General features: G+C 52.0%; 14 protein-coding genes. 8 read left to right on the top strand and 6 right to left on the bottom strand.

Annotated features, from left to right (window positions below; all coding sequences use genetic code 11):
* Positions 1–93 precede the first annotated feature (93 nt).
* The gene (locus tag CWE14_RS08900) at positions 94–564 is read left to right on the top strand and encodes an MgtC/SapB family protein (RefSeq protein WP_126799036.1); all 471 of its coding nucleotides are present in this window, start codon (positions 94–96) and stop codon (positions 562–564) included.
* Here the strand turns inward: CWE14_RS08900 and CWE14_RS08905 are convergent.
* Complete coding sequence (locus CWE14_RS08905) at positions 561–1,064, bottom strand: DUF6436 domain-containing protein (RefSeq protein ID WP_126799037.1); 504 nt, start codon at positions 1,062–1,064, stop codon at positions 561–563. The two genes, CWE14_RS08900 and CWE14_RS08905, sit on opposite strands and share 4 nt — an antisense overlap.
* A 167-nt stretch (positions 1,065–1,231) precedes the next feature.
* On the opposite strand from CWE14_RS08905, the gene CWE14_RS08910 reads away from it, so the two are divergent.
* Positions 1,232–2,497: an MFS transporter gene (locus CWE14_RS08910; RefSeq protein ID WP_126799038.1), complete on the top strand. Its 1,266-nt coding sequence runs from the start codon at positions 1,232–1,234 to the stop codon at positions 2,495–2,497.
* 112 nt (positions 2,498–2,609) lie between these two features.
* Positions 2,610–3,668 (top strand): hypothetical protein, encoded by a 1,059-nt coding sequence (locus CWE14_RS08915; RefSeq protein WP_126799039.1) that lies wholly within the window; start codon positions 2,610–2,612, stop codon positions 3,666–3,668.
* A gap of 76 nt (positions 3,669–3,744) precedes the next feature.
* Here CWE14_RS08915 and CWE14_RS08920 read toward each other — a convergent pair whose 3' ends face one another.
* Positions 3,745–4,323 (bottom strand): porin family protein, encoded by a 579-nt coding sequence (locus tag CWE14_RS08920; protein WP_126799040.1) that lies wholly within the window; start codon positions 4,321–4,323, stop codon positions 3,745–3,747.
* A gap of 157 nt (positions 4,324–4,480) precedes the next feature.
* Here CWE14_RS08920 and CWE14_RS08925 point away from each other — a divergent pair, with 157 nt between their 5' ends.
* Positions 4,481–5,695, top strand: coding sequence for a GAF domain-containing sensor histidine kinase (locus CWE14_RS08925; RefSeq protein WP_126799041.1), 1,215 nt, complete (start codon positions 4,481–4,483; stop codon positions 5,693–5,695).
* Between the two features lie 18 nt (positions 5,696–5,713).
* On the opposite strand, the gene CWE14_RS08930 is transcribed toward CWE14_RS08925, so the two are convergent.
* Positions 5,714–6,283, bottom strand: a complete 570-nt coding sequence (locus CWE14_RS08930) for a YbhB/YbcL family Raf kinase inhibitor-like protein (protein WP_126799042.1) — start codon at positions 6,281–6,283, stop codon at positions 5,714–5,716.
* A gap of 177 nt (positions 6,284–6,460) precedes the next feature.
* Here CWE14_RS08930 and pgi point away from each other — a divergent pair, with 177 nt between their 5' ends.
* Both pgi and CWE14_RS08940 read left to right on the top strand, forming a co-directional pair.
* Positions 6,461–7,960: a glucose-6-phosphate isomerase gene (pgi, locus tag CWE14_RS08935; protein WP_126799043.1), complete on the top strand. Its 1,500-nt coding sequence runs from the start codon at positions 6,461–6,463 to the stop codon at positions 7,958–7,960.
* Complete coding sequence (locus CWE14_RS08940; protein WP_126799044.1) at positions 7,957–9,108, top strand: murein transglycosylase domain-containing protein; 1,152 nt, start codon at positions 7,957–7,959, stop codon at positions 9,106–9,108. Before pgi ends, CWE14_RS08940 begins: the two co-directional genes overlap by 4 nt.
* 17 nt (positions 9,109–9,125) lie before the next feature.
* Here CWE14_RS08940 and CWE14_RS08945 read toward each other — a convergent pair whose 3' ends face one another.
* Entirely contained in the window at positions 9,126–9,635 is a 510-nt protein-coding gene (locus CWE14_RS08945; protein ID WP_126799045.1) for a DUF6436 domain-containing protein, read from the bottom strand.
* Between the two features lie 4 nt (positions 9,636–9,639).
* A complete protein-coding gene (locus tag CWE14_RS08950) occupies positions 9,640–11,148 on the bottom strand; it encodes a methyl-accepting chemotaxis protein (RefSeq protein ID WP_126799046.1) in 1,509 nt (502 codons plus the stop codon).
* A 299-nt stretch (positions 11,149–11,447) separates the two neighbouring features.
* Here CWE14_RS08950 and CWE14_RS08955 point away from each other — a divergent pair, with 299 nt between their 5' ends.
* Positions 11,448–12,728 (top strand): flavohemoglobin expression-modulating QEGLA motif protein, encoded by a 1,281-nt coding sequence (locus CWE14_RS08955; protein WP_126799047.1) that lies wholly within the window; start codon positions 11,448–11,450, stop codon positions 12,726–12,728.
* Between the two features lie 79 nt (positions 12,729–12,807).
* Complete coding sequence (locus CWE14_RS08960) at positions 12,808–13,938, top strand: endonuclease/exonuclease/phosphatase family protein (RefSeq protein WP_126799112.1); 1,131 nt, start codon at positions 12,808–12,810, stop codon at positions 13,936–13,938.
* Here CWE14_RS08960 and CWE14_RS08965 read toward each other — a convergent pair.
* Positions 13,930–14,847, bottom strand: a complete 918-nt coding sequence (locus CWE14_RS08965) for a histone deacetylase family protein (RefSeq protein WP_126799048.1) — start codon at positions 14,845–14,847, stop codon at positions 13,930–13,932. The two genes, CWE14_RS08960 and CWE14_RS08965, sit on opposite strands and share 9 nt — an antisense overlap.
* Position 14,848 lies beyond the last annotated feature (1 nt).

A 14,848-nucleotide genomic window follows, 5' to 3' on the forward strand; every position in this document is an offset into this window, starting at 1 on the left:
CCCGCTCAACGATAAAACGCGTTTCCTGTGCTACTTTTTTCTTAGTTACGTTCTTAACTACCGGCTTAACTACTAAAAAAGAGAAAACACTGCATGGAAACTGAAATTCCGATTCTTGATATGTTGACCCGCTTGTCTGTGGCGGCTGGGCTTGCTTTATTTTTGGGCCTGGAACGTGAGCTGCATGGTAAACCGGCTGGTTTGCGTTCGCACATGCTGGTGTCATTGGGTTCGGCGACTTTTATTATTATTGGGATGAGTATTTTGTTTGCGACCGCCGAAGGCGATCCGTCGGCGCGGATTGATCCGAGTCGGGTGGTAGAAGGAGTGATTGGCGGTATTGGCTTTCTTGGTGCTGGCAGTATTATTCGCAGTGGTGGACATATTCAGGGCATTACCACGGGGGCGTCGATATGGCTGGCGGGCGCTATTGGTGTGTCTGCGGGTATCAATAATTTTCCACTGGCGGTTATGGTGACTGTGATTGCGCTGATTATTATGGTCGGGCTGGGTCAGTTTGAGCGCGAAGTGATCAACGAGAAGAACAACAAAAAGCAAAGCTAGCTCAGGCAGCGGCATGCTTTGACCAATCCATTTAAAAACGGTCCAGCGAGGCGTTGCTGGCCGACTAAAATATCCTCGATCAGGCTGTTTTCGACTGAGCAGAGGGCGCCGCTGGCATACGGACCGGCGTAAATAAGCTCATCGCCATCAAAAATAAGCGCGGCGGGGGACGCGGGCATACTGAAACCGGCTGCTTCAACCCTGGTGATATCAAGCTGATGTTGTTCGACCTGGTCAGGAACGCTGTCGCGGTGATTGTCGGCCAGCGGGTTGCAGCTGCAAAAGGAGCGACGAACATGAACCAGAGTCAGGCCTTGCTGCGGAGGTAAGTCGAGCGCCGACAAGGTTAACGAAGGTTGCGCGTCAAGCCAGCGTTGTTGCGGGTCGAACTCGCCATAATTGCCGAACGTAAAATGGTAGAGGATAGCTGCGGTGGCAACCACCCATATAGCGCAGAATACCTGCCAGCTCAGCGCCCAAAAAGAATGTTTTGTTGTCATTAAACCGCCATCTCAGAATCTGACTAGAGTGTAGAACAAAACGGCTCGCAGGGTCCAACAAGCGGCCGGGTTGGTGTAGTATAGCGGCGGTTTTGATGATTCAACGCTGAATCATCCTATCAGGGGCAAGGCTGCCTCGTTGTCGATAGTTTTTGCAGGATTAACTAATGTCACTTCATTCTTCGTTATCAGCTGGCGCTGTGTTGTCGCGTCGCCAGTGGCTTGTCGCGGTTGCTTTGGTCGTACTGGCGCTCAATCTGCGTCCAGCACTGGCGGCTATAGGTCCGCTTTTACAGTCTATTCAGAGCGATCTTGCACTGAGTTTTAGCACCGCTTCCTTACTCACCTCGTTACCCGTCCTTGCCATGGGCTTGTTGAGCTTCGTCGGCTTTCGCCTGGCGCAGCCGCTCGGTGTTGAACGCACGGTAGCTGCCTCAATTCTGCTGTTAGCAGTGGGCACGGCGATGCGATTCTGGGTGCCAGGGGCTGGCTGGATGATCTTCACTGCGGTTCTGGCTGGTATTTCCATTGCCATGATCCAGACCTTAGTGCCCGCCATTATTAAAGCGCGCTTCGCGACCCGTGCCCCCTTGATTATGGGCTTCTATGTCACGGCGATTATGGCTGGCGCGGCGATTGCCGCAATCAGCACACCGCTACTCGCAACCCAACTTAGCTGGCGGGAGAGCCTTGGTCACTGGGTCTGGCTGGCGTTGTTTGCGCTGATAGTCTGGGTCTGCTGGGTCAGTCGTTACCAGGAACAACCAGCGCATCAGGGGACAATGCATCAGGGAACAATGCATCAGGAAACAGCAGCGGGCCCTGGCTTGTCGCATTGGCGTAACCCACGCAGCTGGCAACTTGCGGTATTCTTTGCGCTGGGAACCAGCTGTTATGTCAGCGTATTGGCGTGGCTGGCTCCCTATGCGCAGGAACTTGGTTATTCGTCTAAACAAGCCGGGTTGTTGCTCGGGTTCCTGACCGCGTGCGAAGTGGTGGCCGGGATCCTGTTCCCCTGGTGGGCCTCACGTCGCAACGACAAACGTGCAGTGATAGCGGTACTGTGTCTGTTGCAACTGATTGGGTTCAGCGCCCTGGCGCTGATACCACATACCGCCTTATTGCTTTGGATTGGATTAATCGGGCTTGGTATTGGTGGGATCTTTCCGCTGGCGATGATTATTACCATGGATCATATCGAAAGTCCGTTGCAGGCCGGCCGGCTGACAGCCTTTGTTCAGGGGGTGGGTTACCTGATTGCAGCACTGGCTCCGTGGGCAGCCGGAGTGCTGCGCGACTACCTGCAAAGTTTTACCCTGGCCTGGTTCTTGCTTGCGTCTACAAGCCTGATTGCACTTTGGTTAGGGATGAAATTCAGTGCGCTCAGTTACCGTCGTCACTATCCATCGGACGCGGTTGAAGTGGCTGGTTAAGCGCTTTGTAAAGACTCTTAACACTTTGATTTGGAAAACCTTACTCATTTTAGAGTAGAATTCGTTGCGAGGCCGTTCAAGAAGAACGGCCGACAATTCATGGAGAAGAAAAATGAAAACAAGTAAGTTAGCGATTGTAGTAAGTTTCATTCTCGGCGGTGTTGCTGGGGCCGTCGCCTACAACTATCTGGGGGCATTCTCTGACGGTAGTTCAACGTTCCGCAGCGCAGACCGTTTCCCAACTTTAAGTATGAGTGAAACCACACGTGGCGAGTTGACTCAGGCAAGTTCAATTAACCTTAAAGATGGTTCACGCTATCAGGCGTTTATCCTGCGCCCAGACCAGACCGGTTTGTTGCGAATTCAGCAACGAGGTGCTCTGGATGCTCAGATGGTGCTGCTGAATGAAGATCGGGAAGTGGTTCAGACCAGTGCTGAAGGCGAACTTTTCAGTTACTTTGAAAGTACCCCAGAGCAGACGTTAACCTTGATTGTCAGCGGTCTCGATTTCAGTTCATACGGCCCGTTTCGGCTTGAAACTGAGTGGCTGGAAGTGACCAATGAAGGTGAACTTACCTTTGAAGAGAGTATTCAGGGCTACCTGAGTGGGGCACCTAACCAGTACCAGTTGGTGATTGAAGAAGCCGGTATGTATCAGATTGATATGTCGACTTCACTGTTTGACAGTTACTTGCGGATCGAAGGCAATGGCGTCAACGCCACAGATGACGACAGCGGAAGCAGCCTTGATGCACGCCTGTCGGTGATGCTGGAGCCAGGCGAGTACACAGTGACTGCGACTACGCCATACGGTAACGCCAGCGATACCTTCGGTACCTTTAATTTGCAGGCTACCAAGCTGAATGGCATGGATGAGTACCAGCAAGGCGGTAGTGTGGAGCTTGGTCAACGGGTTCTGGGCTTCCTGCAAAACGGTTCTATGAGCTATACATTGACGGTCGAAGAAGACAGTCAGGTCCGTATTGCGCTGAGTTCAGATGCATTTGATACGGTACTTGAAGTGCAGGGTGACGATGTCAGCCTGTATGATGACGATGGTGGCACCGGCACCAACTCGCTGATTAGCGAGCAACTGCCAGCTGGTGAATACAGTATTCTGGTGCGCGGATTTTCATCCGGTCAGGGTACGTTCACACTCGACATACAGTAAAACCACCTTAGCGAGACAGGTACTGGGTCGTTCATCACGGCCCAGTACTCGTTTGCCATCACCCGGAGTGGTTTGCTTAAAAGCGATAGCCGACCGACACTCTCAGACTTTCGTACTCAGATCCCGTGGTCTGGTATTCAGTACTGACAAAAACCGAGGGCGTCACCTGATAGCCAATTCCTAACCCATAGGTTAAGTCCGTTTCTGAATAATCAGGTAATTCAGCATGGGTTTCGATTTCGGTTCGAGCGACACCAAAGCTGGCAAAGCCAATCAGATTGGTGGTAAAGGCAAATTCAGGAACCGCGGTGATGCTGTAATGGTTTAGCGACCCACTATGCAGGCGTGTTTGCGGAGTGCAAATATCCGGGCAACTCGGCTGGCCTGCACTATTATACCCTGAACCACGTTCATACGTGGTGCGCAGCGATAGTCCCGGCCACAGTCGGTAGTTCAACCCCAGGCCCCAGTTCGTTGTATCGTCGTCGATTATCACGTAGCCACCATCCTGCCATCGTTCAGTCGTGTCTATCGAACTATTGGCGATATGGGCACTTAGCATCCAACCTGGCTCCTGTGCCTGTGCGTTAACGGCAGAAGAGAAAAAGGCTGAGGCGATGATCATGGGCGTCAGCCCGAGTGTTAGTTTTAGCATCACGAGTTCCTTAGTTGTGCTTATTCTAAATTTTTATAGTTCAACTGCAGCGGCCCGGCTATAGCTTTGCGCTATTTTTAATACTAGTTTTGAAGATGGTTCAGATGGGCGGGATTTCTTATAGTTAATGTATCGAGTGACGTAACCAGGTGACTGCATGCAAAAGCCATTAGTGCCGGACAATGAACCCGCGCGAGTTAAAATCCTGCGGGATCTGTGTATTCTTGATACCAGTCTGGAGAGCCCGTACCAGGAGCTGACAGAGCTTGCCTGCGATCTGTTCGGGGTCGCGGTAAGTCTGGTCACGCTGGTTGATGAGCAGCGCCAATGGTTTAAAGCCAATACCGGACTGGATGCTAGTGAAACCAGTCGGGACGTGTCGTTCTGCGCTCATGCAATTGTCGATGGGCAGCCCTTGCTGGTGGAAGATGCGCTTAAAGACGAACGTTTTTATGACAACCCATTGGTGACTGGTAAACCCAACATTCGCTTCTATGCGGGTATTCCTTTAACTCTGGACGGCGAGCATCTGTTAGGCACTTTTTGTCTGATCGACACTCAACCACGGCGCCTTAATGAGCGTGACTATAAGCGTTTTCAGGCGCTGGCAAAGCAAGCGGAAGCATTGTTACGTCTGCACCAGGCGCGCAACGAAGCGCAACAGGCGAATGCGGCAAAAAGTGAATTCCTGTCGTCAATGAGCCATGAATTACGCACGCCTTTGAATGCAATTATGGGCTTTTCACAATTGTTGCAGGCATCTGCTACTGAACCTCTGAGTGTCAAACAATCGCAACAGGTGGAGCAAATTTATCGCAGTGGTGAGCACCTGCTGGCGTTGATAAATGATGTCTTGGATTTGGCAAAGGTCGAGGCCGGCGAAGTCAGTATGCAGCGCGAGCAGGTGGACCTGGCGACCTGCATTCGTCAGGTCATAGCCTTGCTTAAGCCAATGGCGGACAAATATAAAGTATCCGTCATAGCGGATGATTTACCTTCGCTGACGGCATATGTAGACCCGCTGCGGTTAAGGCAAGTGCTGGTCAACCTGATTTCGAATGCACTTAAATACAATCGGCCTCAGGGATCTGTCTGGATTGAAGTGGAGCAGGGCACTGAGCTCTGTATTCTGGTGAAAGACAATGGCGTAGGTATTGCGCCTGAAAAACAGGCTGAAATTTTCACTGCATTCAACCGTGGTGGTTTTGAACAGTCAGCAATTGAAGGTAGTGGGGTTGGTCTGGCCGTGAGTCAGAACCTGGTCCAGCAAATGGGCGGCTGGCTGCGCGTGCAGAGCGAGCCAGGCAACGGCAGTACCTTTAGTCTGTGTTTGCCAGCGAAGGTACTGGTTGCACCTTCGACTGGCAGTTAACTCCGCTTATGTAGTGAGTTAGTCCTCTTCGCGGGCGTAGGTTGCCATAAATCCGGCTCGCGCAATTTCATGCTGATGGATCATAAAACCAGCCAGTGCCGGGGACGCGTCTTCGGGTAACTCCAGTTGCTCAGTGTTCAGTGCATGCACGGTGAATGTATAGCGGTGGGGGGAATCACCCGCTGGTGGGCACATGCCGCCCCAACCTTTATCGCCGTAGTCATTGCGCAGTTGCACGGCTCCGTCTGGCAAATTAGCGCCATCGATAGCACCGGCATTCCCTGTCAGTTCAGTGGTATCCGCTGGCAGATTTACCACGCGCCAGTGCCACCAGCCTGAACCTGTGGGGGCGTCAGGGTCGTGAACACTGATCGCAAAGCTGCGCGTTCCGGCTGGCGCGTTGTCCCAACGTAGGGTGGGTGACTGGTTGTCGCCAGCGCAGCCAAAGCCATTGTATTCAAATGACGCATCAATCTCGCCATCGGTTTCTACGTCCGGGCTGTACAGATGAAAACCGGCCTCATGATCCTGTGCCATTAAGCCAGCTGAAGCGGTCAATAAACACGCGGCAATACAAGTTTTTCGCATCGTTTACTCCTTCAATTGCAGTGTCATAGTTGCTGTTTTAAAAAATAGGCTCAACTAAAAGCATGAAATGCATATAGATTGTCAGTCTTTGTATAGTGTAGACCAGATCTAAAATATGCTAACTTAAGCGTTAATACAGACCTTTTCTACGAACGATCACAGGAAGCACGCCAAACTATGAGTACGGACTCCTTACATGCGCTGCAACGCACCAGTTTAGAAGGACTTAAGCTGGACTGGAGCTATCAGTTTCTGACCCCGCAGCAACTGACTGACTACGCCAGTAAACGCTTACCTGAAAATTTTTCTGACTTGCGTGAGCAACTGATCAAAGGCTGCTTTGAGAATAAATCGGAAGGGCGACAGGTTACCCATACACTAAGTCGTTCGACTGAATCGGTGGTAAAAGATCCGAAAACCTCTAAGTTCGCCAGTATTGTGCGTAGGCTGCGCAGTGGAAACTGGCTCGGTGCCACCGGTAAACCGATCACCGATATCGTCAATGTCGGCGTGGGCGGGTCTGATCTGGGTCCGTTAATGACCAGTTTTGCCCTTGGCGAGTTCGCCTCCGATGTGCAGCAACACAAGGTGACTACCCATTTTGTGTCATCCATGGATGGCGGTCAGTTGTATGCAGTGTTGCCGGTCGTTAACCCGGAAACCACGTTGTTTATTATTGCCTCCAAGTCGTTTGGCACCATTGATACCTTTGCCAACATTGATACCGTCCGTGAATGGATCAAACCGGCTTTTTATAAAGCGGGAAAAACAGAGCAAGACTGGGTTAAAGATCATATCGTTGGCTTGTCTGCGAACCCGAAAGCAATGACTGACTATGGTATTCCTGCGGCACATCAGCTGACATTCAGTCAGTCGGTAGGGGGCCGTTTTTCAATGTGGTCGGCGATTGGTCTGTCTATTGCTACCACCTGCGGTGTCCGCGTATTTGAGCGCTTGTTAGCGGGCGCCCGCAAGATGGATGAACACTTTGCCACTGCGCCTGTGGAGCAGAACATTCCTTTGTTGATGGCTCTGACCGGGTTATATAACCGTGAAGAGCGGGGTATCAACAACCTTGCCATATTGCCTTATGACGGGCGCTTCCGCCATTTACCAAGCTATCTGCAACAATTGGATATGGAAAGCAACGGTAAGCAATGCAACCACAATGGTGAGGCCATTGATTATCCGACCGGGCCTATTATCTGGGGCGGTTTTGGTCCGAATGGTCAGCATGCGTTTTTTCAGCATTTGCATCAGGGGTACGATAGTTTTAGCGCTGATTTTGTGCTGGTACGTCGCCGTGAAGGACCGCAGTTCACGGAATCAGTTCAGGAGAGCCTGGCCCAGCAGCAGGACCTTTCAGTTGCCAACTGCCTCGCGCACCGCCGCCTGATGGCCTTTGGCTACAAGGGGGACAGCGCACGTGACTACTACCCGGGTGGTCACCCTTCGAATCTATTGGTTATCGACGAGCTGACGCCGGAGACTTTTGGCGCCTTGATTGCAGCCTATGAACATAAAGTCTTTATGCAGGGGGTAGCCTGGGAACTGAATTCCTTTGATCAGCCAGGCGTTGAACGCGGTAAAAAAATCGCAGTGGATGTACTCAAGCGTATGCAGGGTGAAACAGATACCAGCTTTGACCCGTCAACAGAAGCTGTCTTAAAAGGGTGAAGCGTTCTCCGGCCTTATTCAGCGCCGTCGCTATTGGCTGCGTACTGATCCTGAATAGTTGCAGTTTGTCACACCAGCAATGGCGCACCATTGCGCAGCAAAGCGGGTTGCAGCAACAGGCTGAAATTCTGCTGCGCGAGAAGCTGAAGTCGATAAGTAGCGACGGTGACCTGGCTAACCTACCCGAGGTTTTGCAGGCGCTGGGTAAGCTGCTGGAAAGCATTTGGGGTCAACGTGAAGATGAGGTCCCTTCTGATAAACGGCTGGTTAAATACAGCAATGACTATCAGGCGAGGGCGATTGTCGATTTTGAGCGCGGTTATCTGCGCGTCGAAACCGTGGCCGAAGAGAACCCACTGGACCAACTGCGCCAGGCCACGGTGCTGGCACTGCTAACGCCGGACAACCTGACGCTGGAAGATATTTTTTCTGACAGCGAGCCACAGCTTGGTGAGGTTCCATTTTTATACCCGCAAGTGCTGGACCAGGATGACGAACCAATCCGCTATCAATGGCGGGCTGGGCGCTACGCCGATTATCTGATTGCGAATCACCTGCAGACCCGGCGCAGCGAAGGGAGAACTATTCGCTACGTGCAAACCGATTTGGTTGAAGAGCATTTGCACCTGCGCAGCCTGGATTACGCTGACTCGGTATTGCGTTATGCCCGCCAGTACAATATTGCACCTGATTTGGTATATGCAGTGATCGAAGTGGAAAGTGCGTTTAATCCCTATGCTGTGAGCCACGCTAATGCGCTCGGGTTAATGCAGATTGTGCCGTCAACGGCCGGGCGGGACGTGTTTGAACGGATTAAAAAATTGCCGGGTGAGCCTACCCGTCAGCAGCTCTTCGTGGCTGATTTTAATATTGAAATTGGCACCGCCTATCTGCATTTGCTGGATGATCTTTACCTCAATCGTATTTTGCACCCGCAGTCACGCACCTACGCTAAAATCAGTGCCTACAATGGTGGCGCAGGCAATGTCTTCCGCGCATTTTCCAGCGATCGAGAGCAGGCAGTAGCGCGGATTAACAGTATGACTCCGCAGCAGGTGTATCAGCAGCTGGTCAGCACGCATCCCTTCGCAGAAACCCGTAGTTACTTACGCAAAGTACAGCAGGCAACGGCCGGGTATCGGGACTAACAGGCTTACGATGCCAGTTAGTCATTCAGACAACGGCAGGCTTTAACCAGGCCATTCAGGTAGCTGCCGGCGAGTCGTGTTTGACGCTTTAGGATATCCCGGATCAGGCTATCCTCGTTGGCGCAAAACGGGCCACTGGCGAAAGGGCCGGCATATACCAGCGAGTCACCGTCATAAAGTAACGCCATTGGTGTCGCTGGGACGCTTAGTCCACTCGCTTCAACCTCTGTAATCGAGCGTTCCACCACCTCAACAGGTTGTTCAAGGCCGCTGTGCAGGTCGGCCAGGTGACTTGCCAGATACGAATTGCAGCTGCACGATGCAGAGGTTACTTTGACCAGGGTGAAGCCTGTTGCGGGTTGAATAGCAAGTTGAGTCAGCGACGGTTCAGGCTGGCTGTCTAACCATTGTTGCCCGGGGTCGAACTCGCCATAGTCAGCAAAGACAAAGCGATACATGAAGAACGTACTCAGGCCAAGCCAGCCAATTAGGATGGCCCAGCCAAGACGTTGCTTTAAGTTTGTCATCTGGTTACAGCTGGAAGCGTGATGCTTCCTGATCGAGATCGGCGCTGACCTGATCAACCGAGCCAGCGCTTTGCGCGATTTGCACCGCCTGTGCAGCTTGCTGGCGCTCCATCGTGCTCAGTTCCTGTGCGCTGCCAGCAATTTCGTTGCTTGAATTGGCCTGCTGTTGCAGTGCCCCGGCAATCGTCAGCAAGGCTTCGCGTACCTGATTGGCATTGCTATCAATGGTTTGTAGCAAACGCTCGCTGTGGCTGACCGAACTGACACTACTGTCGGCCTGCTCCAGACAGCGTGCAACCGAATGCACGGACCGCTCGCTCGCATTCACCAGGCGTTCAATATTGGCCTGGATCTGCTCCGTTGAGCCTTGAGTCTGTGACGCCAGCTTACGTACTTCATCGGCGACGACTGCAAAACCACGCCCATGTTCGCCCGCACGAGCTGCTTCAATCGCCGCATTTAACGCCAGTAAGTTGGTCTGTTCAGCAACTTTATCAATCACTTCAAGCACACTGCGGATATCACCCACTGAGGCTGACATTTCATCCACATTGCTGCGCGCCTGCTGCAACTCATCGGCCAGCTGACTCATGGTCTGACGGCTGTTGGCCATTTGGGTGGTGCCTTCGCTGACGCTGTCAGAGGCTTGCTCAGCGGCATCGGTCGCTTGCTGTGCCAGATCGGAGGTCTGCTCAATACTGACCGACATTTGCTCCGTGGCAGCGGCAATTCGTTCTACCTCCTTAAGTTTCTGCTGCATACCTTCGGATAGCATTTCGCCTTCGCGAAGCATGCTCTGCGCTTCCTGTTTCACTGTAGCGGCAGAACGCTCAATGGTTTGCATTGTGCGCTGAATTCCATCGAGTACCTGATTAAACTGTTGAGTCAGTGCGGAGTTTAGCGACGGACAGCGTTTATTAAGAGCGATATGACCATCGTCGGTTAGCATGTCACGGGTTAGATTGAAGAATGCCTGACTTACCTGGGCTTCTTTCAGGCTGGTGCGGCAAATAATGATTAAGACTATCGCTTCCACCACAACATAGGCGGCGTGAATCATCACGATGGTCAAGGTGGCGTCGCTTTGTGGTACCAGGAACACGCCCGCCCCATTGCTTTGCAAATACATAAACAGCAGGTGGTGAACCGCAATGACCGCTGCGGCTGCGGCTACAACCAGCCAATCACGGAAGGCTATCAGAACGGCAAGCAGAACAAAGATACCGAAATGGATCTCAGTCATGCCCATGCCCTGATGAATATGCAGTGCGGCAAACAGCATAAAGCTGATACCGTAGGAAATTCGTGCAATAGCGTGATCGCCTAGCATACGGGTGAGTAAAAACGGAACTGCCAGCGCCGGGACGCCAATCAATAGCAATGCACCCCAGGTCTGGTGCCAGCTAGCCAGCGCCAGTGCTAATATTAACAAAAGTAGGTTTATACTATTGCCGATCCGAAAAGCAAGCGGGCGAAAGTTATAATGTGCAGCAGTTGATAAGTTTTTACTCAAAGCAGTTCCTTCAATGTATCGCTATGCGAAATGGTGTTATCGGTCAGGTTACAATTACGGGCTGAAACCTGATTTGGTTTAAATCAAAGATTATTAATATTTCATTTTCCCGGTCGCGCATTATTGGTTAAAAAGTGGGCATTGCAAGCGTTATTGCTATGGTTATTGCATTTGACATGGATAATTGTTAATCGACTGTTTGGTCGCAAAGCAGCAACGAAATTTTGGTGTACGTATGGGCAGGCTTAAGTTAAAAGAGTATGCGTAAAACACTAGGGAATGGCACTTAAGGGGTGGTCATGGTTGAACAACATTTGCTGGAAAGTGCACGAACCTTGTCTGAACGGCTGGTTCAATTGCAAGCACCGATCCGTGTTCTGGACGCAATTAACTGGGATCGAAGCGTACGTGAAGAGTTCTTTAAATATAAAGCGGAGCGTTTACCGGCAATTAACCAGGACACATACGCCAGCCGCGAGCTAGGGTTTGATCCGAAAGAATTACGCCACGCGTTCTCTCAGCTGCAGCGGGATATTGTGCGCCAGTTGGGCCAGCTGAGTCCGATTACCCAGCTAATGAGTCGTGCCTGTCGTGAATACAAAGACGTGTTGCGTATGCTGGAAAGCCGTGGCAGTAGTGACTTTCATGAATTGTCTGTAGAGCTGTACGGGCATCCGGACGATGTCTTTCACGCCGGTGAACCTAGCCTCACCGAACTGGCGCGGATGTTACGTCAGCCATTAAGCGGCTTGTTAAGTACCGATGCCTTGCCGGAGGAAGCGAAAGATATTGAGGCGGCGGACGCTGTCAATCGGTTGCAGCGACAGCTTGATACCAGCATGCATGAATTGCAGGTGCAGGTAATGCTATCCGATGGCATTGTCAGCGACGCGTCGGCAGGCAGCGACCGGATCAAACTGAATCAGGGAGTTAAATTCTCGCAGCGTGAGTTGGATATACTTGAGGTGCATGAAGGCTGGATCCATGTTGGCACCACCCAGAACGGGCTTGCGCAGCCGTATCTCACCTGTTTGAGCAAAGGTATACCGAGCGCGACCGTTACCCAGGAAGGCCTGGCGGTGCTCACCGAAATTATTACGCTGCGCTCTACGCCACGGCGACTGGATAAACTGGTCCGACGCATTGACGCCGTAGCCATGGCGACTCAGGGCGCGGATTTCATTGAAGTGTACCGGCAGAACATAGGTCACGGGATGACAGCTGATGAAGCCTTTACCTTAACCCAGCGCGTTTTCCGCGGTAGTACACCGGACGGCTTACCCTTTACTAAAGATCTGGCCTATATCAAAGGTTTTGTGCTGGTCTACAACCTGATACAGGTGGCGATTCAGCGCGGTAAAATTGACCGCTTACCATTGCTGCTGTGCGGCAAAATTGCGATTGACGACTTTGCCACGCTCTGTGAGCTGCATGATATCGGCGTGGTCGCGGACCCGGCGTATGTTCCACCCCATTTTAAAGACTTACGCGGGTTAGCAACCTGGTTAAGTCTGAACCGTTTTCTCGGAGGATTTTCCTTCGACCAGCTGGAACATGATTATCGCGGTTTAATTACCTGAGTTTTGCTATGCTAACGGCGTTTTTCGGGTCAGCAGAGGATTTACAGTGAAGGTCTCAATTTTAGGTTTGGTGTCGCTTATGGTAGCAGGGGTTTGGGCAGGGCAGGCAAGTGCAACAATTCGTGTGGCGACCTTTAATGTCAGTATGGAAGCCGATAATTATTTGCCGCGTGGTGAACAGGGCGATCAACAGGTGCTTATTGAACGTCTGGCAAGTGGCGATGAAGTGCAGATTCAAAACGTGGCTGAAATTATTCAGCGTACCCGGCCGGATATTCTTTTTTTGACCGAGTTTGATTACATTGCTGATCCTGGCAAGGGTGTTGAAGCCTTTTCAACCAATTATCTGCAGGTGGCTCAGGGTGGTCAGCAGCCTATCGACTACCCATATTATTATTACGCCTCGGTAAATACCGGTCAGCCCAGCCCGTACGATCTGGATCGCGATGGTGTTGCCAGCGGAACTGGAGCCGATGCCTGGGGCTTTGGCAGCTACCCGGGCCAGTATGGCATGCTGGTGTTATCCAAATACCCGATCAATAAAGATCAGGTACGTACCTTTCAACAGTTTAAATGGAAAGACATGCCGGACTATTTGCCAACCCGCACAGCGGACGGCGATGACTGGTACAGTGAAGAAGCCTGGCAGGACTTCCCGCTTAGCTCAAAGTCGCACTGGGACCTGCCGATTGAGGTCGATGGCGAGACCCTGCACCTGCTTGCGAGTCATCCAACGCCACCTGTTTTTGACGGGCCAGAGAACCGCAATGGCATTCGTAACCATGACGAGATCCGATTTTGGCGTGATTACATCCACAATGCTGAGTACATCTATGATGATCGCGATCAATCAGGCGGTTTAGCGGCTCACCAGCGCTTTTTTATTGTCGGTGATTTGAATGCCTCTGCCGATGAAGGCGATGGTATTCGTAGCGGTATTGCCGGGTTACTTAACGATGAACTGGTGCAGGGGGCTGTTGAACCCGTCAGCCCTGGAGCCGCCGTGCACTCTGAAAGTCCTTATGCAGCAAGCCATACCGCCGCATGGGGTATGCGCGCGGATTATGTGATTCCCTCAGTCTACGGCGTAACCGTGCTTGATAGTGGGGTTTTCTGGCCCGCAGCAGGGGAACCCGGTCATGCCCTGGTCAGCTCTCGCGGGGCAAGCTCTGATCACCGTTTGGTCTGGCTCGATGTCCGCTTAAAGTAGTCCTTTTAAGTGCGCGACGACACTGCGTCCAAGCGCACTTAAATTATAACCGCCCTCAAGCACCGAGACGACGCGGCCTTCTGCATGCTGTTCGGCAACCCTCTTGAGTTTTTCAGTGATCCAGAAATAGTCATCCTCAACCAGAAAAAAATGCGCCATTTCTTCTTCGGCATGGCCATCAAAGCCTGCTGATATAAGAATTAACTGGGGTTTAAATGCTTCCAGAGCGGGCAACCAACCATGGTACACCGCCTCGCGCCAGGCCAGGCTTTTGGTTCCTGCGGGCAGGGGAATATTGACGATGTGTGCGTTGTCGGTGTCGTCGCCGGTAAACGGGTAAAGCTGGCTCTGAAAGGATGAGCACAACAACACGCGTTCGTCGTTCTGGAAAATGTCTTCGGTGCCATTGCCGTGGTGAACGTCAAAATCAATGATAGCCACGCGTTCAATCGGATAGTCGTGCAACGCATGACAGGCGGCGATGGCCACGTTGTTGAGCAGGCAGAATCCCATCCCCTGATCATAGGTAGCATGGTGGCCGGGAGGTCGAATTGCACAGAATGCCTGTTGTTCCTTTCCTTGCATGACTTCGTCAACCGCATTAATGGCAGCGCCTGCTGCCGCTAAGGCGGCGCGAAAACTGTCACCGGTAATTGGTGTATCCGGATCCAGCCAGACATGGCCATCGGCTGGCAGCATACGTTGCAGTTCATCAACATAAGCCTTGCTATGAGCGCGATAGACCGCCTCAAGCGGCGCTGCAGTGGCCTCTTTTTGACGCAGTACATAGTCCAGTCCAGAGCGGATTAATTGGTCCTGGATCGCAGCAATACGCTCAGGGCACTCCGGGTGTTCAGGGTCGGGGTTATGCAGCTCACAGTCAGGGTGTGAGAAAATCGTAATCGACATG

This window comes from Aliidiomarina soli, assembly GCF_003986975.1.
In the GTDB taxonomy this organism is placed as follows: Bacteria; Pseudomonadota; Gammaproteobacteria; order Enterobacterales; family Alteromonadaceae; genus Aliidiomarina; species Aliidiomarina soli.